Genomic DNA, 21,328 nt, shown 5'->3' with positions numbered 1-21,328 from the left:
ACCACTAATAACGCACCATGACAGATTTTAATTCAGTGTAATATTCGATAAAAGCACTACCAAATTCACGACCAATACCGGAGGACTTAATACCCCCAAATGGTACTGCGGGATCAAGGAAGGTGTGCATATTGACCCAAACCGTTCCTGCTTCTATACGTGAAATCATTCGCATTGCCTTACTGAGATCATTTGTCCATACACTAGCCGCTAAACCAAATGGCGTGCTATTCATCATCTCAATAAGTTCCTCTTCATCATCGTAACTTAAGAACGTCCCTACAGGACCAAAGGTCTCTTCCTTCATTAATGCATCTTCTGGACTATTCGCTCGAATGATGGTTGGTGGAACAAAATAACCTGCGCCGGCGATTGGCTGACCACCATAAATAATTTCGCAGCCATCTTGGCGTGCTTTCTCAAATAAGCTAAGAATTTTTTCATAATGGGCTTTATTGGCGAGAGGCCCCATTTCTGTCGTTTCATCTAATGGAGAGCCGATTTTTAGCGCAGACAAACGGCGTTTAAGCTCGGTCAACACTTCATCCATTAATTGTGATGGGATATAAAAACGCTCCGCCGCCGCACAAATTTGCCCTTGATTGAGGTAACCTGCTTCAATAATGCCATTAACAATTTTTTCAACGGGTAAATCAGCCAAAAATGCGGCCCCATTCTTACCACCGAGCTCTAATGTCACACGAGTCAACTTCTCTTCCATCGCTGTACGCCCTACCGCCAGCCCAGTCGGTACAGATCCCGTAAATGTTACCTTCGAACACAGTGGGTGTTGAATAAGTGCCGGACCAACTTCACGACCGCCACCATTAACAACATTAATCACGCCATCAGGAATACCCGCTTCTTTTGCTAATTCCACCACACGTAACATGGTCAAAGGGGTAAACTCACTGGGCTTCAATACAATCGTACAACCACAAGTTAGCGCTGCCGCTAGCTTCCAAATAGAAATCATGATGGAGAAATTCCATGGAATGATCCCAGCCACAACGCCAACAGGTTCGCGTTGTGTAAATGCAGAGTACTTTTCACCATTAAATGATGGCAATGACACATTTAGCGTTTCACCACTAATTTTTGTCGCCCAGCCAGCAAAGTAACGCAAAAACTGTGCGGCAGAACCCACTTCCAAAAAGCGAGAAAGTTGAATCGTTTTACCAGAACATAAAGTTTCCAGTTGAGCGAGTTCCTCAAGGTGCTTTTCAATTAAATCGGCAAGGCGGTTTAGGCAATTTCCACGCTCCATTGGGGTGGTATTGGCCCAAACGCCTTTAAATGCTGTGTGTGCAGCATGCATTGCTGCGTCCACTTCAGCAAAAGTCCCGTCTTTGACTTTTGCGATCACCTGTTCAGTGGCTGGATTGACGACGTCAAAAAAAGTCTCACCCTTGCCAGAAACTGGCAAGCCATTGATAAAATGCCCATGTTGACGTTTCAGAAATTCGCTAACTTCTGGTAATAGGGTTAACTCACTCATTGCAATCCCTCCACTAAATAGACATTAATTAAGCATTCACACAAGCAAGATAGTGCTTAACGAAACGTGGGGCCTCAATTTCCCATAAAACTTCAGTACCTTTGGCAGCAAACCAAGTATCACCTTTATGGTACTCTACAGTCACGCCTGTTTTTATATCTGTCAATTTCACAGATCCTTCATGCACGGTTGCCATTTCATCAAATGGATAAACCATCTTGAATTTACCTGTTGTACAAGCAAAAATGCCGCAAGTTAGGTTATCTGTTGGTTCACCGTGAACCATTGCGACGCTCGCTTGTGGATCACCCTCAACCACCACAGAGCCTAAGTTTGTTACGCTACCGATATTTAGCAGTTCTGGAAGTGGTTTATTCAGCAATAATGGACTAATCATGATGTTTACCTTTAATCGATTCCAATAAATTAATTAAACGAATATGAATTAACGGCGACCTTGCCAGTAACCCGATGTCTGGTGCATGATTTTTGCAAGTGAAACAATCACATTGCGCATGCTATCTTTGCCAATAATATTGGCATGAGGGATCGAGCTCATTAAGTCATAACGATGAGACCCCTCCACCATACCTTCAGCCAGCACCTTGCACACGATCTGACTTGGTGTCACACCAAAACCTGAGTAGCCCTGTGCGTAGAACACATTTTTATGTTGAGGTAATGAGCCAATCTGCGGGAAAAGGTTCGCACTACATGCCATCGGCCCTCCCCATGCTAATTCGATTTTTACATCTTTTAGATAAGGAAAAACTTTTAGCATTAAGTTACGGTTCCACGCTTTTAAGTCAGACGGAATGTACTCAAGAAAATGTGTTGAACTACCAAACAACAAACGGTTTTCCTTAGTTACCCGGTAATAATCAATCACTGGTCGAATATCGCTGTACGCACCACGGATTGGGCTAATTTGTTCAATTAACTCATCGGATAACTCTTCCGTCATTAACTGATAGGCATAAGTATTAATCGTTTTTGGGTAAATCGTTGGCTCAAGACCATTTAAGAATGAGTCACATGCCCACAACATTTTCTGGGCTTTAACGGTGCCCATCGCTGTTCTCACTTTGATGGTATTACCGTACTCAACATTCAGAACTTGGCTATTCTCAAAAATCTTCGCGCCATAAATCTCGCTAATGGCTTTCGCCTCACCCAATAACAGATTCAATGAGTGCACATGCCCACCACCCATATGTTTGATACCACAAGTATAAGCATCTGAGCCGATAATCTGTTTTAGTTCAGAACCACTGTAAAATTCGATTTCTTCATCAGGATCAACAGCTTTAAAATCCTTTAGCCAGTTACGTAATGTTTTTTCTTGTCGTGAATTGCTACCTAAATAGGCGTACCCACGACAAAAATCAGCATCAATATTATACTTAGCAATACGTTCACGCATGATCCCTGCGCCCATATTGCTGAGCTTAAAAATAGTTTCTAATCCTTCCGAGCCTACATATTTTTTGATTGCGTCTATATCATGGCCAATTCCGGCCATCACTTGACCGCCGTTACGCCCTGAACCACCATAACCGAGGTAACGACCTTCCAAGATAGCGATATTGGTGATCCCTTTTTCGCACAACTCAAGGGCTGTGTGGATCCCGGAAAAGCCTCCCCCAATAATCACTACATCTACATCAAGGTCTTCTTTTAAGATAGGAAAGCGTAAATCATATTTCTTTGTAGCAGCATAATAAGTTAATGATTCTACTTGGTTATTCATAATGGATACCTTATTTAGTACCTGGCGATAACCTCGATTATCTTAACCTTACATTAACAATTACATAGCCCTTTAGGGACATTCGAAACATTAAGTTAACAATTGTGAGCCACGTAGAATATTTAAATAAAAACAAAATGTATTAAAATAACTTTTTAACCTTAAAATTCAATTAATTGAAATAGCGTTATGATATTAACAATAATTTAATGCATTTTTTTAACAAAATGATGACCAGTATGAATAAAAAATAAAATTTCCCGTAATCACATGATTAACTTCGTATAATTATTAATGACTACTATTCACTCGCACTGAAATTCACCCTAACAAATTACTGAATGATCCGTTTCATTAACAAGTTAAATAATTCAGCCTGTGAGTTAATATTCAACTTTTGGTAAATATTTTTACGGTGGTTTTTCACGGTACCAAGACTGATGAAAAGGGATTCTGCTATTTGAGGCGACCCTTTACCTTCAAGGATCAGATCCACCACTTCACACTCTCTTGGGGTTAGTCCAAAACGGGTTTGCCTATCCACATTTTGATAATGGCTCGATACGGTATTGGGTGAGGCTTCTTTATGTAAACGGGCCAGACTACAAATAATCTCAAAGGCTTCTTTTAGTGGGGCTTGGGTGTACTTTTCGGCGTAAAATGGCCTATCTTCATTACCAAAAAATATTCCCAATTGCCTATCTGCTGAGATTTCTAACAGCAAACCAGCTTCATCGCACCAACCTGTTTTTCTATAAAAATTTAGATAATAATCAGTATGATAAAAATTTTTAGGCGCTAACTCTTTTAAGGTGAGGACCTTAGACCTTCCCCCTTTTTGGATCTCTTGGTAAAAGGGATCCATCAAATAGGCGCCACGTTGGTAAATTCGATTTACACTATCACTATTGCGTCGCTCAACTTTGGAAAGAAAACACGGAGAAGCCCCCTTTTCAAAGGCGTAAACAATCGCATTATCAAATGCAATAAAGGATGATAGCCATGATAATAAATTAGGGTAAAACTGGTTAGTTGCAACAGAATCAATTACATCAGGTAATTTGTTGAGATAATTATCCATTTTGCCCCCACACTTATTCATTTACAAAATTCACCCACCCAATATATAAAGCTAAAGGGTATAAAAAACACATTATTTGCAGAAGCTCAAACCGATTGTTATTAATATGTTAATCAAATCACAGTATCGACCAAAAGTATTAATATTTTGTTACTCAATATTGGGCATGGAATAAGTAAACAAGAAGCAGATCACAGGAACCCCTTTCATAATTTATTAGTCTACTCAATTAATAAAAATGTTTTTATACAAGGAGATATAATGCCTTCACACAAAATTATTTTGGATTGTGACCCAGGCCATGATGATGCCATGGCGATTTTATTGGCATTAGGTAATCCGAATGTGGAATTATTAGCGGTTACCACTGTTGTGGGAAACCAAACCTTAGAAAAAGTCACTCATAATGCGCGAGCAATTGTTGAATTTGCAGGTGCAAAACATATTCCTATTGCCGCTGGTTGTCCTCGCCCCTTAGTTCGAGCAATTCAAAATGCTGCTGAAGTGCATGGGATCAGTGGCTTAGATGGCACACATCTCCCTGCCCCCACATTACCACTTGATAAGCGCCACGCCGTCGACCTAATTATCGATACGCTTAAAGCTCATCCAGCAAAAACCATTACGCTTGTGCCAATTGGTGGACTAACCAATATTGCCCTTGCTGTGAGAAAAGCCCCTGAAATCGTTGAATTAGTAAAGGAAGTTGTCCTAATGGGCGGGGGATACCATAAAGGAAATCGCTCAGCCGTCGCGGAATTCAATATTGCTATAGACCCAGAAGCCGCACATATCGTTTTCAACGAGAAATGGCCGCTAACTATGGTTGGGCTGGATTTAACTCACCAAGCGAAACCAACTGATGCCATCATGGCTGAAATTGCTGCGCTTAATACGCCGATTAGCCGATTTGTTGTTGAATCTTTGAATTACTACACGGCAGGATATCGTCAACGTAATGGCTACAGCGACCATGCACCTGTTCATGATCCTTGTGCGGTTGCCTATGTCATTGACCCGTCAATGATAGAAACGCGCCGAGCACCTGTTGATATTGAGCTGCAAGGAACATTAACACTTGGGATGACGGTAACCGATTTTCGTGCTCAAGCCCCCGCCGACTGCCATACACAAGTGGCAACAAAGCTGGATAACCCGCGATTATGGGAAATGTTCATCGATGCGCTAAAACAATTGGGTTAATAACCGTAAGGTAGCTTATCAATTTGGTAAGCTACCAATGTAATAAATTACGCTTTTAAGATGTCTTTTAACTTTGTATAACGCCTAATTAAACGCCATTTTAACTTCACTGTTGTTGCATGCTTCCACACGATTTCCCAATACCCTTTATCAAAAAATTGCTGCACCATCTCTTTACGTATTTCAGGGGATTTAATCGCTAATAAGGCTTGAACTACGCCTAATCCCTCTTTACCTACCTGCCAAATGCATGCAGGTGCTTGTTTAACTTGCTCTGGATAGCGCTGATAAATTGCTAACAACATATCAATAATTTTTAAATAGGTATTGATCTTACGAACGGAACGCTCGTCACCACTCAATGAATGGGAAACAGATTGGTTATGGATCAAATAGCGATAATATTGCTCATTAATAAACTGCACACGTTTTGCAACCAATAACACTTCGGTTGTCCACGGAATATCTTGATGATGTAGCTTCGGTTCAAAAAAAAACTTGTGTTCACGTAACATATCTAAACGGTATAAATTCAACCAAGTCACGTGCAAAAACTTACGTGAACTCAGCCCCTTCTCTAACCATTGCGGACCGCTAATTACTCCGGTAGAAGGCACCTTATTAGGTGGAAAAATAGCTTTTGGCGCATCACCATTAGTATAAACATAGGTACCATTACAGGTTGCAACATCCAAGTCACCCGCTAATGCAATTTCGAGTAATCTGCCATACATTTTCGGGCTAATTTCATCATCGATATCCGGAAAGGTAATGTATTTTCCAGTGGCCTCAACCATCCCTGTATTACGAGCAACGGATACGCCTTGGTTTTCTTGAGACAATATTTTTAGATGACTAAATTTACCTTGATACTCTTTGATAACCCCTTCACTGTTATCCTTAGAGCCATCATTAACGACAATAAGCTCCCAGTTTTCTAAATTTTGCGCTAGCAGACTATCAAAAAACTGAGGTAAAAATTTTTCACCATTATAAACCGCAACAACAACACTCAAAACTGGCTGAGAAGACATGTATTAACCTTATACCAATCGATTTAAAATTACTTATCCATACAACATTGCTGAAAAACAAAGAAGAACTGATTTTTTACGTTTTTAAAAGTTCACTAGTTAGAAAAGGGAAAAACGCATTGGTTCAATTGTCATAAAAAATTCATAATCCATTCTCCCTAGGGGCAGTTTATCTTTGATGGTCGATTTTTATTCGAATTAAAGCCATCTTAGGCAAGGCGAGAAGTTCGCCACCTGGTGAACCAGGCAACCCCCTCTCAACGCACCATCAAATAAGTAAAACCTGCTTTAATCGACCCCGTAGGACAATATTTGATTAAAATCGCCGTCAGTTAGCACGGCGGATTTTATCCATTTCTTGGATTGTTTTTGACCTTTATTAGCGATAAAAATCAGCAGCGAAGCTCCCCCCCTACATGTAAACAATAAAATATTATTAAAAATTTACATATGTGCTTAAACGCTAATGAACTAATTATCACTTAATCAGCCTAATAAACATTAACGATATATTAAACAAACTGAATTGAGGGTTTCTTGTGGCTGGAAGTAGTTTACTCACATTACTTGATGATATTGCAGCTGTACTAGATGACGTCGCGATGATGACGAAAATGGCTGCGAAAAAAACCTCAGGAGTTTTAGGGGATGATCTTGCGTTAAATGCCCAACAAGTCACTGGGGTTCGTGCTGAACGAGAAATTCCAGTTGTCTGGTCTGTCGCTAAAGGTTCATTTATCAATAAATTAATTTTAGTTCCTTTAGCCTTATCGATTAGCGCATTTATTCCTTGGGCGGTTACACCTTTATTAATGTTAGGTGGCGCTTACTTGTGCTTTGAAGGGGCAGAAAAAATTGCGCATAAAATTTTTCACTCCGAGGAAAAAATAGCGGCGCAAACACACCCTTTATCAGAAGAAAAACTCGCAAAGTTCGAAAAAGCAAAAATCAAAGGCGCTATACGCACTGATTTTATTTTATCTGCTGAAATTATTGCGATTACATTGGGTGTCGTTTCTACCACAACTATTATTAATCAGTTTGTGGTACTTTCCATTATTGCAATTACCATGACTATTGGTGTTTACGGGCTCGTTGCTGGGATTGTTAAACTTGATGATTTAGGGCTTTATCTCCAAAAGAAAGCATCTACATCGTTAAAAAAAATGGGAAATGGACTTATTTATGCTACGCCATATCTAATGAAAACCCTGTCCATTGTTGGAACTGCCGCAATGTTTATGGTAGGAGGCGGTATTCTTACTCATGGTATTCACTATTTATCTGAATGGATTGAAGAAATATCCTTTACTGCCCTATTAACACCTATTATTGGTAGCGCTATGCAGTTTATTCTCCCCGCAATAATTAACTTATTTTTTGGTTTGATTGTTGGAATGTGTCTTGTTATGGCTTTATCTTTAATCACAAAAATTAAAAAGGCATAATATCAAAAATAGAATAATGCATTTTATTCGTATTATTCTATTTCGTTTCTTTAAATGTATAGAAACTTTTCTCCCCAACCTCTTATTGATTTATTTTTTTCTCACTATCGATATATAATTAAATACATAATGATAAGTTCAAATGTTGTGTATTAAAAGGTTACTAGAGTCGGCTTTTTAGCGACACTAAAGCTTCCAATCTGATCTAAATCAAAAAAAACTCATCTTTAATTTACGTTATAATACATCATCACAGTAACTAGCTGTTGAATAAAACTATAACTTTACTTATATATATCAATAGGTAAGATTATCATTAGATTCCTACAGCCCCATATAAATGCCTTATACGTAAAGTTCGTCCCTTTAAGCTAATACTAAAGTGGTATATTTAATTAGGTTGCCTTTATGAACAATATAGCCAACCTAACCTTAAAATTAGCTACACCATAGATTTTTGAGGAATGACAAATGCCGACCCTGTATCGTCGATTTTCTATTATTAACCAAGTTATTGGCCTGATGTTGCTAATTGCTGTCCTTGGTATTATTGGAATGACGATTTCAAATAGAATGATCATCAGCGTGCAAGGTAACGCTCATGCAATCAACAAATCAGGCTCATTACGCATGCAGAGCTATCGATTGCTCTCATTAGTTCCTCTTAATCAGCAAAATCAACATTATCTAGATGCACTCGAAAGTGATTTATTAAGCCCCGAACTTACCCAAGTTGTAAAAGTTGAGAACTTAACACAGCAATTCAATGAACTACACAACTTTTGGTTACTCACCTTGCGCCCTGCATTGGTGGATGCTAACACGCCAAATGATGCAAGATACGAAGTTATTTCGTTCGTTAATAGACTCGATGAATTAGTCCACAACATCGACGAAAAAACCGAAAGGAAAATAGCCTATGTCGCCATGACACAACTCATTTTCATTAGTTTGGTTTTCTTACTCCTGATGGGAACAATATGGCATTTACGGCGAAAAATTTACTACCCATGGATGAAATTACTATCAATGGTAACCGCCATTGGGCAAAAAGATTTCAGCCAACGCTACCCAAAAAATAGCCGACAAGACGAATTAAATGCATTAGGTGAAACATTAAATCAGATGTCTGAAGAGTTGGCGCAAAGCTACCACCAACTAGAAAAAAGAGTCGCGGAAAAAACGGCCGACCTTACAACAAAAAATCGTGTCTTATCCTATTTATATCAATCAAATCAAATTCTTCACTCGTCTGATCCGCTTTACTTAAGATTGCAAAAAGTGCTTATTGAACTGAAAAATATCACAATATTAAATAATCTAAGTTTACGATTATATGAAGACAGTAATGAGGCTTATTTTCACAAAATAGACTGCCAATCGACAGGATTAGACGATGCCCCTTCCCATCTCGAGGTACAGCAAGAGCGTTTATTAGAAAATAAAAAAATAACAATTTTGCAGTGGGAACTGTCAGATAATATGCATCGTTATGGTGTCATTATTGGTGAAATTGCAGCTGATCAAACATTGTCTGATGAACAAAATAATTTAGTTTCAATGCTGGTTAAACAAATATCTGGCATGCTAGCAATGGAACACCAAATTGAACAACAGCAGCAATTATTAATTATGGATGAGCGCTCAGCGATTGCGCGTGAATTACATGATTCAATTGCACAGTCACTATCTTGTTTAAAAATGCAAATAAGCTACCTGCAACTGCAACCTGAACCATTACCTGAAAAACCTCAGCAATTATTGACCGAAATGCGCAGTGAAATTAACACGGCTTATAGTCAGTTAAGGGAGCTTTTAACCACTTTTAGATTAAAACTAACTGAACCCGGCTTACTTCCCTCTTTAGAAAGTACAATTAGTGAATTTAGTGAGCGAATGGGTTATGCGATTAAGTTACACTATGATATTCCAGCGAAAAGCATTTCGCCACACCAATCAATTCATATTATACAAATCATCCGAGAGGCCCTAAGCAATATTTTAAAACATGCTAATGCAAGTTCGGCCGAAGTCTCGTTAACCCAAAATGCAGGGATCATTTGTATTCGCATTATCGATAATGGCGCTGGAATTACGGCAAATGCCGACAAACTTAATCACTATGGCTTAATTATTATGAGAGAAAGAGCACTCAGTCTTAACGGTGAATGTTTTGTTATCCCCAGATCTCAAGGCGGAACAGAAGTTAAGGTCACTTTCCCTTTATCTGATGTTTAATACACCGGAGCAAATCATCTATGGAAAATACAATGAATGATAAATCAACCATCCTACTGATTGATGACCACCCGATGCTAAGAAATGGCGTAAAACAACTTATTAGTTTAGAACCCTCATTGCAGGTTATTGGCGAAGCTGGCGATGGGAAAGCGGGGATCCAAATCGCTGAAGAACAAGATCCAGATCTTATCCTTCTCGACCTAAATATGCCTGGAATGAATGGGTTTGAAACGCTTGATGAATTAAGAAAGAGAGAATTATCAGGACGAATTATCCTCTTCACCGTTTCAAATTATAGTGATGACCTCGTGAATGCTTTAAAACGCGGGGCTGATGGCTATTTATTGAAAGATATGGAGCCAGAGGAGCTTATTGTCGCACTTAAAGAAGCGGCTAGTGGGAAACTGGTTGTGAGCCCAACACTAACATCGGTTCTTGCTGAGTCTTTACGTGATAATCCGAGTCACGATGAAAGTAATATTGCCACCCTAACACCAAGAGAAGCTGATATTTTAGAGCTAATCTCTCAGGGGCTTTCAAATAAAATGATTGCGCGTAAACTTGATATCGCAGAAAGTACCGTAAAAGTACACGTAAAGCATTTACTAAAAAAATTAAACTTGAAGTCTCGAGTAGAAGCTGCTGTGTGGGTTTTACAACAAAAATAGAAAATCATAATGGCAGTACAAATAATGATATAGCTGCCATTGTTTAAAGAAATAAACTAAAGATCACAAACGAAGTATTTTTAGTGGATAGCTCAAATCTGCAATTTTGTTTATTTAACTATAATAAACTATAGCAATAATTTTAATCATGGAAGCGTAATAAATGGAAGACGATTTAATTTTGGTTAACGAAAATGATGTAGAAATAGGCACAATGCCTAAATTACTAGCTCATCAACTAGGCCGTTTACATCGCGCATTTTCGATTTTTATTTTTAATGATAAAAAAGAGCTATTAATTCAACAAAGAGCTCTTCATAAATACCATTCTGCGGGGCAATGGGCCAATTCATGCTGTAGTCATCCAAAACCAAATGAGAACACACAAGATGCAGCTCTACGTAGATTACAAGAAGAGTTAGGTTTTATTACCCCGCTCACTTATGTTGATTCTCTTATCTACAAAGCTGATGTCAATGGTGGGCTCATTGAGCATGAATACGACCATTTATACGTAGGTTTCTATAACCAGGCTATTCAACCTAATATTGAAGAAGTTGCAGCTGTACGTTGGGTCACTATTCCACAACTGCTTCATGAAATAAACCAACAGCCTGATATTTTTACACCCTGGTTCAAAAAAATATTGATTAAATACCCGTCGTTAAATTTTGAATTATCTTAACATAACGATATTGTGATTATACTTTATAATGCAAAATACCATTATTTATCATTTTTAATTCTTTAAATAGTGATTTATCTTCACCATTTAAATTAATACATTCACTTATTGTGCGGTAAAAAACCTCTGTTTTAGGAGATAATATGTAGGAACTATATTCCTTTCTTCTTAAGTTAATTGCCTGCGCTGCACATAAAAACACAATCGAAATTAACTCATAACCATATACTAATTGCTTTTGTAATTTTTCAGCAACTAGTTGCGCATTTGTCGCTGTATCCTCAACACCACCTGCAACAGGAAAGTAATCTAATGAAACCGGTAGGGCTAGATTTTTAATTCTCATCGCTAAAGCAACTGCGGGTTTTTCGATGGCACCAAGTGCATGAAATGCAGACTTATTACCCAAATATCGAGTTAATTTTGTAAAATAAGGATCATTGAGTTTTATTATCTGTTGTACACTTGCCAGTGCATTATGAGCAATTGCTAAACTTAATTTTTCAATGCCTAACACCCAAGGTAATGTTTCAAAGTTTCCACTTGGAACCACGACCTGATGACTATCTTTCCCAGTCATATTGTCATTAATATTTTTAGTTAATACACACGGATTATCATTTGAGCTATTTACCTGAATAAGCAGTTGGGTTTTCGCTTGTTGATAACTTAAGCGCAATTCTGCTAGTCGATATACCCCGCAACGATAGCTTAATGGATCTTGTAAATGCCGCTCATCGTCATGGGACTCTAATGAGGAGCCGATTAATAAACTTCTAAGCTTTGCTCCCATTGCAATAACTTCAGGGTAAGCACAAGCATCCAAAACGAGTGGATTTAAAGGGGAGAGATTGCCATTTAAAGCTTGCAGGTTTAAACAATACAACAATTCACTTATATTTATGTAATGCGCTATTTTTAATAATGCAACCGCTGCAATGGCAACAGAATAAGCATTTGAGCATAATAAAGATAATGAATCTTTTGCCCAAGGTTCTATCGGTGTAATCCCTGCAAGTTGAAATGCTATTGAAGAAGGCATTGCTTCGCCCTGAAAAATGACCTCTCCCTCACCTAACATTGTTAACCCTATATGACTCAAAATAGTGATATCCCCCTCACCTATAGAGCCCATATTAGGGATAAAAGGAATAATATTTTTATTAATCAATTCAATATAGATATTAATGATCTCTGGTTGAATTCCACTATAGCCATTGAGCAGCATATTAAGATGGATCCCCATGACAACCCTAGCTAAACAGCTGTCTATTGGTTCACCAACTCCCACAGAGTGTGCGCGTATTAGTTTTTTATTAAACCTAATTGATTTTTTAATTAGTTCTGGAGTAAATTTACCATTTAATTTGATATATTCTGTATCTTTATTTAAACCAACACCTACTGTTAAACCATATATTTTCGCACCTTTCTCTGCTTCTGATATTAGCAGTCGATGTTTTTCTTCTAGATATTTCATCACTGCACCATCCACTGCAATATTTTCACCATTCATAATTAAATTTATATCATAAAGTGTTAAATCTTTACCATTTAATAGAACCATACCCCTCCAATTAAAATAAATATACAAACAGCCTCAAAGAAAATAATTACTTTCTGTATTTACATTTAAAACCAAAGTTAATTCCCTGTAAACATTAACATCAATTATTATAAGTTAGTGCGATTCAATAAATATTATAAAACTTAAATTATGTACCTTCGTAATTTTGTTCGATTTAATCTCCGGATAAAAGGAGATAAATAATAGACGAGAAAACGCACAGCTTTACAACTTAATTTATCAGAGGCATTAAAACTAATGCAGGTCATAATCTTTTTACCCAATTGATGACCGAATTAATGATAAAGCCACTTTAAATAGTGAGCTCGCTAAGTATTTATATCAAAAAAAAAATTGTAGAGCCTGTAGTTATCTAAAATGCTATTGATGATAGTGAGTCTGCTTTAAACGTAATTGTGAAAGTCACTTTAAGCCCTGTTAATCACACAAAATCAAACAAGTACCTACTTAAATGGCCATTTTTTTGCCACAATGATAAGAACGATAACTAAGTACGAAATAACCACCATATTTAAAGAAATACACGCTGAAAGTACCTATCCAATCGTAAACCGTAAAAACACTGAAGATAATTGCAAAGGTGACAAATTATTGCCTGACTATTCTTTTGTATCTCTTATCCATAAGCTCGGTCAGTGTGTAGCTAACATAGATTAAATAGCTATATCTATCGTTTAATCCGAGCTCACACTCAATGCTCCATTTGTATATCGAGATAACTAAAATTGTGCTCACACAAAAGGTAATTGCTGAGGGGACTCATACTTGCCTGATTATTCTTTTGTATCCGTTATCCATAAGAGCGATCAGCGCGTGCCTAGTACAGACAAGATGGCTATATCTATCATTTAATCCGAGCTCACACTCAATGCCCTATTTGCACATCGAAATAGCTAAAAACGTGCTTAGACAAAAGGTAATTGCTAAGGGGACTCATACTTGCCTTAGCATTCTGTTGTATCCCTTATTCATAAGGTTAGTCAGCGCGTGGCTAACGTAGATTAAATAGCTATACATATCAATTAATCCGAGCTCGCACTCAATGCTCTATTTGCACATCGAAATAGCTAAAAACGTGCTTACACAAAAGGTAATTGCTGAGGGGACTCATACTTGCCTAACCATTCTTGTGTTATTTCTTATCCATAAGCTCGGTCAGCGCGTAGCTAACATAGATTAAATAGCTATACATATCGATTAATCTGAGCCTATCTTTAATACCCTATTCACACATCGAGATAGCTAAAAAATGTGCTCATACAAAAGGTAATTGCTAAGGGGACTCATACTTGCCTTAGCATTCTTTTGTATCCCTTATTCATAAGGTTAGTCAGCGCGTGGCTAGCGCAGACAAGATGGCTATATCTATCGTTTAATCCGAGCTCGCTCTCAATGCCTTATTTGCACATCGAGATAGCTAAAAAACGGCTCACACAAAAGGTAATTGCTAAGGGGACCAATACTTGCCTGACTATTCTTATGCTATTTCTTATCCATAAGAGCGGTCAGCGCGTAGCTAGCGCAGGCAAGATGGCGATCAATACCGATTAATCTGAGCCTGTCTTCAATGCCCTATTTGTACATCGAAATAGCTAAAAACGTGCTCACACAAAAGGTAATTGCTAAGGGGACAAATATTTGCCTAACCATTCTGTTGTTATCCTTTATTCATAAGGTTAGTCAGCACGTGGCTAACATAGATTAAATAGCTATACATATCGATTAATCCGAGCCTGTCTTCAATGCCCTATTTGTACATCGAGATAGCTAAAATTGTGCTTACACGAAAGGTAATTGCTCAGGTGACAAATCATTGCCTGACTATTCTTGTGCTATTTATTATCCATAAGCTCGGTCAGCGCGTAGCTAGCGCAGGCAAGATGGCTATATCTAACGTTTAATCCGAGCTCACACTCAATGCCCTATTTGCACATCGAGATAGCTAAAAAACGGCTCACACTCAATGCTCCATTTGTATATCGAGATAGCTAAAATTGTGCTCACACAAAAGGTAATTGCTAAGGGGATATATAATACGATTATCATTGCTGAGTTAAAAATTGCAACCTTGCGGCTGAACCCATTTTATCGTGATTTACCCAGTACTGGCTGTGCTTGATGCGATGATTTTATTAGCTTACCATTCGCCAAACGCAAAAAAGCCACCCATTGGGTGGCTTTCTCACTAATTTAATGTCTGGCAGTTCCCTACTCTCACATGGGGAGACCCCACACTACCATCGGCGCTACGGCGTTTCACTGCTGAGTTCGGCATGGGGTCAGGTGGGACCACCGCGCTATTGCCGCCAGACAAATTCTGTTTCTTCCCGTTTAGCTATCTTTCACTAAACCAGAAGTGCAATCTGAACAAGCTGTGTGTCCTTCACCTTTCGGCTTCTCACCCTCTTGAAAATCAACATACTCTCTCTAAAACACCTTCGGTGTTGTCAGGTTAAGCCTCACGGTTCATTAGTATTGGTTAGCTCAACGTATCGCTACGCTTACACACCCAACCTATCAACGTCTTAGTCTTAAACGTTCCTTTAGGACCCTTTAAGGGTCAGGGAAGACTCATCTCAAGGCAAGTTTCCCGCTTAGATGCTTTCAGCGGTTATCTTTTCCGCACTTAGCTACCGGGCAGTGCCATTGGCATGACAACCCGAACACCAGTGGTGCGTCCACTCCGGTCCTCTCGTACTAGGAGCAGCCCCTTTCAATCTTCCAACGCCCACGGCAGATAGGGACCGAACTGTCTCACGACGTTCTAAACCCAGCTCGCGTACCACTTTAAACGGCGAACAGCCGTACCCTTGGGACCTACTTCAGCCCCAGGATGTGATGAGCCGACATCGAGGTGCCAAACACCGCCGTCGATATGAACTCTTGGGCGGTATCAGCCTGTTATCCCCGGAGTACCTTTTATCCGTTGAGCGATGGCCCTTCCATTCAGAACCACCGGATCACTAAGACCTACTTTCGTACCTGCTCGAGCCGTCACTCTCGCAGTCAAGCTGGCTTATGCCTTTGCACTAACCGCATGATGTCCGACCATGCTTAGCCAACCTTCGTGCTCCTCCGTTACTCTTTGGGAGGAGACCGCCCCAGTCAAACTACCCACCAGACACTGTCCGCACCCCAGATTATGGGGCAACGTTAGAACATCAAACATTAAAGGGTGGTATTTCAAGGTTGGCTCCACGCAGACTGGCGTCCACGCTTCTAAGCCTCCCACCTATCCTACACATCAAGGCTCAATGTTCAGTGTCAAGCTATAGTAAAGGTTCACGGGGTCTTTCCGTCTTGCCGCGGGTACACTGCATCTTCACAGCGAGTTCAATTTCACTGAGTCTCGGGTGGAGACAGCCTGGCCATCATTACGCCATTCGTGCAGGTCGGAACTTACCCGACAAGGAATTTCGCTACCTTAGGACCGTTATAGTTACGGCCGCCGTTTACTGGGGCTTCGATCAAGAGCTTCTCCTTACGGATAACCCCATCAATTAACCTTCCAGCACCGGGCAGGCGTCACACCGTATACGTCCACTTTCGTGTTTGCACAGTGCTGTGTTTTTAATAAACAGTTGCAGCCAGCTGGTATCTGCGACTGGCTTCAGCTCCATGGGTAAACCACTTCACCTAATGCCAGCGTGCCTTCTCCCGAAGTTACGGCACCATTTTGCCTAGTTCCTTCACCCGAGTTCTCTCAAGCGCCTGAGTATTCTCTACCTGACCACCTGTGTCGGTTTGGGGTACGATTAATGATAATCTAGAGCTTAGAGGCTTTTCCTGGAAGCGGGGCATGAGCTACTTCGCCACCGTAGTGACTCGTCATCAGATCTCAGTGTATAGTGAACCGGATTTGCCTAATTCACCCACCTACATCCTTAAACCGGGACAACCGTCGCCCGGCCAGCCTAGCCTTCTCCGTCCCCCCATCGCAATTATCACCAGTACGGGAATATTAACCCGTTTCCCATCGACTACGCATTTCTGCCTCGCCTTAGGGGTCGACTCACCCTGCCCCGATTAACGTTGGACAGGAACCCTTGGTCTTCCGGCGTGCGGGTTTTTCACCCGCATTATCGTTACTTATGTCAGCATTCGCACTTCTGATACCTCCAGCATACCTCACAGTACACCTTCACAGGCTTACAGAACGCTCCCCTACCCAACGAACGTATCCTTAAACTGACTTGCCGTGCGTTACCGCCTCGACTTTGATGAACGCATTGACGTCACTGCGTTCCGTCAATCGTTTTGATACATTGCAGTACCACTTAATCAGTTTAAGTGATACGTTCGCTGCCGCAGCTTCGGTGCATAGTTTAGCCCCGTTACATCTTCCGCGCAGGCCGACTCGACCAGTGAGCTATTACGCTTTCTTTAAATGATGGCTGCTTCTAAGCCAACATCCTGGCTGTCTGAGCCTTCCCACTTCGTTTCCCACTTAACTATGACTTTGGGACCTTAGCTGGCGGTCTGGGTTGTTTCCCTCTTCACGACGAACGTTAGCACCCGCCGTGTGTCTCCCGTGATAACATTCTTCGGTATTCGTAGTTTGCATCGAGTTGGTAAGTCGGGATGACCCCCTAGTCGAAACAGTGCTCTACCCCCGAAGATGAGTTCACGAGGCGCTACCTAAATAGCTTTCGGGGAGAACCAGCTATCTCCCGGTTTGATTGGCCTTTCACCCCCAGCCACAAGTCATCCGCTAATTTTTCAACATTAGTCGGTTCGGTCCTCCAGTTAGTGTTACCCAACCTTCAACCTGCCCATGGCTAGATCACCGGGTTTCGGGTCTATACCCTGCAACTCATTCGCCCAGTTAAGACTCGGTTTCCCTACGGCTCCCCTATTCGGTTAACCTTGCTACAGAATATAAGTCGCTGACCCATTATACAAAAGGTACGCAGTCACCCCATCCTCAAATGTCCCGCTTGCCTTGCCCTCCAATCTTGCCCGATTTTTTAACTTCCGCTGCTCATGGACTTCTATGTCCACTGCGCTGCGGCTTGAAAAAATCGACCAACCTTGTTAGCCAATGCTGCGCTGCTCTTGTGGTGGTGTTTTAAGCCATCACTCAATTGCCGAGGCACTTGAGTGATGGGGCTCCCACTGCTTGTACGTACACGGTTTCAGGTTCTATTTCACTCCCCTCGCCGGGGTTCTTTTCGCCTTTCCCTCACGGTACTGGTTCACTATCGGTCAATCAGGAGTATTTAGCCTTGGAGGATGGTCCCCCCATATTCAGACAGGATAACACGTGTCCCGCCCTACTCGTCGAGTTCACAACACCAACACCTTCGGATACGGGGCTATCACCCTTTACTGCCGGACTTTCCAGACCGTTCTCCTGATGCTGATGCTGATTAAGACTCTGGGCTGCTCCCCGTTCGCTCGCCGCTACTAGGGGAATCTCGGTTGATTTCTTTTCCTCGAGGTACTGAGATGTTTCAGTTCCCTCGGTTCGCCTCGTTTGACTATGGATTCATCAAACGATAGTGCAACGAATTGCACTGGGTTTCCCCATTCGGATATCGTCGGTTATAACGGTTCATATCACCTTACCGACGCTTTTCGCAGATTAGCACGTCCTTCATCGCCTCTGATTGCCTAGGCATCCACCGTGTACGCTTAGTCGCTTAACCTCACAACCCGAAGGTGTCTTTTCGTGTCATTCTGACGGGTAATGGCTGCGCGTGCATCGATTCTATGTTGGGCAGTGCTCGCAATGCTCACGTACTCATGTACGCTGCGCTGGCTGTGCGCTGGCCGCCTTGAATCGCTGACTGCTCGCTCATTACGTTTTGCCATCATGACAAAGAACATCTTGAGTTGAGATTTTTGAGAGACTCTCACATCGTTTAAGCGATAAACGATGTGCGTTGTTTTCAATTTTCAGCTTGTTCCAGATTGTTAAAGAGCATAATTGTTAAACCTACTACGCTGTAATAGGCTTAATCATTATTGAGTAAAAGCTATCGCGAGAAAGTGCGAGCTATAACATTTCTCGGCGGAGGCGCGCAGCGAGCGGAGCGTACTTAAGGTACGTGAGCATCGCGAGCACCGCACAACACAGAAATGTTGACGCGCAGCCTTTCGATATCCTGAAGTGGCGTCCCCTAGGGGATTCGAACCCCTGTTACCGCCGTGAAAGGGCGGTGTCCTAGGCCTCTAGACGAAGGGGACAACAAGTTCTTCAGTCAATCTTAGATTGGCTTTACTCTCTATTTCATCAGACAATCTGTGTGAGCACTTCACAAGTACACTTCAATGGTAAGGAGGTGATCCAACCGCAGGTTCCCCTACGGTTACCTTGTTACGACTTCACCCCAGTCATGAATCACAAAGTGGTAAGCGCCCTCCCGAAGGTTAAGCTACCTACTTCTTTTGCAACCCACTCCCATGGTGTGACGGGCGGTGTGTACAAGGCCCGGGAACGTATTCACCGTAGCATTCTGATCTACGATTACTAGCGATTCCGACTTCATGGAGTCGAGTTGCAGACTCCAATCCGGACTACGACGTACTTTATGAGTTCCGCTTGCTCTCGCGAGGTCGCTTCTCTTTGTATACGCCATTGTAGCACGTGTGTAGCCCTACTCGTAAGGGCCATGATGACTTGACGTCATCCCCACCTTCCTCCGGTTTATCACCGGCAGTCTCCTTTGAGTTCCCGACCGTATCGCTGGCAACAAAGGATAAGGGTTGCGCTCGTTGCGGGACTTAACCCAACATTTCACAACACGAGCTGACGACAGCCATGCAGCACCTGTCTCAGAGTTCCCGAAGGCACTAAAGCATCTCTGCTAAATTCTCTGGATGTCAAGAGTAGGTAAGGTTCTTCGCGTTGCATCGAATTAAACCACATGCTCCACCGCTTGTGCGGGCCCCCGTCAATTCATTTGAGTTTTAACCTTGCGGCCGTACTCCCCAGGCGGTCGATTTAACGCGTTAGCTCCGGAAGCCACTCCTCTAGGGAACAACCTCCAAATCGACATCGTTTACAGCGTGGACTACCAGGGTATCTAATCCTGTTTGCTCCCCACGCTTTCGCACCTGAGCGTCAGTCTTTGTCCAGGGGGCCGCCTTCGCCACCGGTATTCCTCCACATCTCTACGCATTTCACCGCTACACATGGAATTCTACCCCCCTCTACAAGACTCTAGCTGACCAGTCTTAGATGCCATTCCCAGGTTAAGCCCGGGGATTTCACATCTAACTTAATCAACCGCCTGCGTGCGCTTTACGCCCAGTAATTCCGATTAACGCTTGCACCCTCCGTATTACCGCGGCTGCTGGCACGGAGTTAGCCGGTGCTTCTTCTGTCGGTAACGTCAATCGTTGATGATATTAGCATCAACGCCTTCCTCCCGACTGAAAGTACTTTACAACCCTAGGGCCTTCTTCATACACGCGGCATGGCTGCATCAGGCTTGCGCCCATTGTGCAATATTCCCCACTGCTGCCTCCCGTAGGAGTCTGGGCCGTGTCTCAGTCCCAGTGTGGCTGATCATCCTCTCAGACCAGCTAGGGATCGTCGCCTAGGTGAGCCATTACCTCACCTACTAGCTAATCCCATATGGGTTCATCCGATAGCGCAAGGACCGAAGTTCCCCTGCTTTGCTCCTTAGAGATTATGCGGTATTAGCCACCGTTTCCAGTGGTTATCCCCCTCTATCGGGCAGATCCCCATACATTACTCACCCGTCCGCCGCTCGTCAGCGGGAAGCAAGCTTCCCCTGTTACCGCTCGACTTGCATGTGTTAGGCCTGCCGCCAGCGTTCAATCTGAGCCATGATCAAACTCTTCAATTAAAAGTGTTTGATGCTCAAAGAATGTTACTGTCTCGTAACGTTCTTTTGTTCGGTTAGCTTTGTCAGCCACCCTTCCAAAATAACGTTACTACCTATTAAGTTCATATATATGAATTAACGTGTTAGTCACTCTTCAAGACTTAAAATCAAATATTTTTTTGATAGTGTCCTGTGAGTGCCCACACAGATTGTCTGATAAATTGTTAAAGAGCGTTGCGACTGAATCTTTCGATTTTCGACTTCAAGGTCGTTGCCGCGAGGTGACGTATAATACGTTTTTCTTTCAGAAAGTCAAGTGTTTATTTTTAACTTTTT

Annotated in this window: 11 protein-coding genes, 1 tRNA gene and 3 rRNA genes; 5 read left to right on the top strand and 10 right to left on the bottom strand. The window is 41.6% G+C overall.

Going from position 1 to position 21,328, the window contains the following annotated elements:
• Positions 1 to 4: 4 nt before the first annotated feature.
• The 4 genes from AB6N04_RS19415 to AB6N04_RS19400 form a co-directional block, all read right to left on the bottom strand.
• Positions 5 to 1,498 carry an aldehyde dehydrogenase family protein gene (locus AB6N04_RS19415; protein WP_369309854.1) on the bottom strand — a complete coding sequence of 498 codons (1,494 nt, stop codon included), beginning with the start codon at positions 1,496 to 1,498 and terminating at the stop codon, positions 5 to 7.
• Between the two features lie 28 nt (positions 1,499 to 1,526).
• Positions 1,527 to 1,895, bottom strand: coding sequence for a cupin domain-containing protein (locus AB6N04_RS19410; protein WP_369309853.1), 369 nt, complete (start codon positions 1,893 to 1,895; stop codon positions 1,527 to 1,529).
• 48 nt (positions 1,896 to 1,943) lie between these two features.
• A complete protein-coding gene (locus AB6N04_RS19405; protein ID WP_369309852.1) occupies positions 1,944 to 3,248 on the bottom strand; it encodes an NAD(P)/FAD-dependent oxidoreductase in 1,305 nt (434 codons plus the stop codon).
• A gap of 334 nt (positions 3,249 to 3,582) precedes the next feature.
• Entirely contained in the window at positions 3,583 to 4,329 is a 747-nt protein-coding gene (locus AB6N04_RS19400) for a helix-turn-helix transcriptional regulator (RefSeq protein WP_369309851.1), read from the bottom strand.
• A 261-nt stretch (positions 4,330 to 4,590) separates the two neighbouring features.
• Between AB6N04_RS19400 and AB6N04_RS19395 the strand changes: the two genes are divergently transcribed.
• Positions 4,591 to 5,532 carry a nucleoside hydrolase gene (locus AB6N04_RS19395; RefSeq protein ID WP_369309850.1) on the top strand — a complete coding sequence of 314 codons (942 nt, stop codon included), beginning with the start codon at positions 4,591 to 4,593 and terminating at the stop codon, positions 5,530 to 5,532.
• Between the two features lie 47 nt (positions 5,533 to 5,579).
• Here the strand turns inward: AB6N04_RS19395 and AB6N04_RS19390 are convergent, their stop codons facing one another.
• Positions 5,580 to 6,566 carry a glycosyltransferase gene (locus AB6N04_RS19390; protein ID WP_369309849.1) on the bottom strand — a complete coding sequence of 329 codons (987 nt, stop codon included), beginning with the start codon at positions 6,564 to 6,566 and terminating at the stop codon, positions 5,580 to 5,582.
• A 539-nt stretch (positions 6,567 to 7,105) separates the two neighbouring features.
• Here AB6N04_RS19390 and AB6N04_RS19385 point away from each other — a divergent pair.
• The 4 genes from AB6N04_RS19385 to idi all read left to right on the top strand — a co-directional run bounded on the left by AB6N04_RS19385 (position 7,106) and on the right by idi (position 11,608).
• Positions 7,106 to 8,014 carry a DUF808 domain-containing protein gene (locus tag AB6N04_RS19385; RefSeq protein ID WP_369309848.1) on the top strand — a complete coding sequence of 303 codons (909 nt, stop codon included), beginning with the start codon at positions 7,106 to 7,108 and terminating at the stop codon, positions 8,012 to 8,014.
• Positions 8,015 to 8,485: 471 nt separating this feature from the next.
• Positions 8,486 to 10,252 (top strand): nitrate/nitrite two-component system sensor histidine kinase NarX, encoded by a 1,767-nt coding sequence (gene narX / locus AB6N04_RS19380; protein WP_369309847.1) that lies wholly within the window; start codon positions 8,486 to 8,488, stop codon positions 10,250 to 10,252.
• Between the two features lie 32 nt (positions 10,253 to 10,284).
• Positions 10,285 to 10,923: a two-component system response regulator NarL gene (narL, locus tag AB6N04_RS19375; protein WP_369309846.1), complete on the top strand. Its 639-nt coding sequence runs from the start codon at positions 10,285 to 10,287 to the stop codon at positions 10,921 to 10,923.
• A gap of 163 nt (positions 10,924 to 11,086) precedes the next feature.
• Positions 11,087 to 11,608, top strand: coding sequence for an isopentenyl-diphosphate Delta-isomerase (gene idi / locus AB6N04_RS19370; protein ID WP_369309845.1), 522 nt, complete (start codon positions 11,087 to 11,089; stop codon positions 11,606 to 11,608).
• Positions 11,609 to 11,624: 16 nt separating this feature from the next.
• Here idi and AB6N04_RS19365 read toward each other — a convergent pair whose 3' ends face one another.
• From AB6N04_RS19365 to AB6N04_RS19345, 5 genes are all read right to left on the bottom strand, one after another.
• Complete coding sequence (locus AB6N04_RS19365; RefSeq protein ID WP_369309844.1) at positions 11,625 to 13,175, bottom strand: aromatic amino acid lyase; 1,551 nt, start codon at positions 13,173 to 13,175, stop codon at positions 11,625 to 11,627.
• Between the two features lie 2,216 nt (positions 13,176 to 15,391).
• Positions 15,392 to 15,507: ribosomal RNA gene (gene rrf / locus AB6N04_RS19360) — 5S ribosomal RNA — on the bottom strand.
• A gap of 137 nt (positions 15,508 to 15,644) precedes the next feature.
• Positions 15,645 to 18,844: ribosomal RNA gene (locus tag AB6N04_RS19355) — 23S ribosomal RNA — on the bottom strand.
• 465 nt (positions 18,845 to 19,309) lie between these two features.
• Positions 19,310 to 19,385 (bottom strand) — tRNA-Glu (locus tag AB6N04_RS19350).
• 88 nt (positions 19,386 to 19,473) lie between these two features.
• A 16S ribosomal RNA gene (locus tag AB6N04_RS19345) occupies positions 19,474 to 21,013 on the bottom strand.
• Together the 16S, 23S and 5S rRNA genes with 1 tRNA gene alongside form the textbook arrangement of a ribosomal RNA operon.
• Positions 21,014 to 21,328: the final 315 nt, after the last annotated feature.

The sequence above is a fragment of the Providencia rettgeri genome (genome assembly GCF_041075285.1).
GTDB classification, from domain to species: Bacteria; Pseudomonadota; Gammaproteobacteria; order Enterobacterales; family Enterobacteriaceae; genus Providencia; species Providencia rettgeri_G.
The sequence above is the reverse complement of the archived record's forward strand: the minus strand, read 5'-3'. Positions and strand labels throughout refer to the sequence as shown.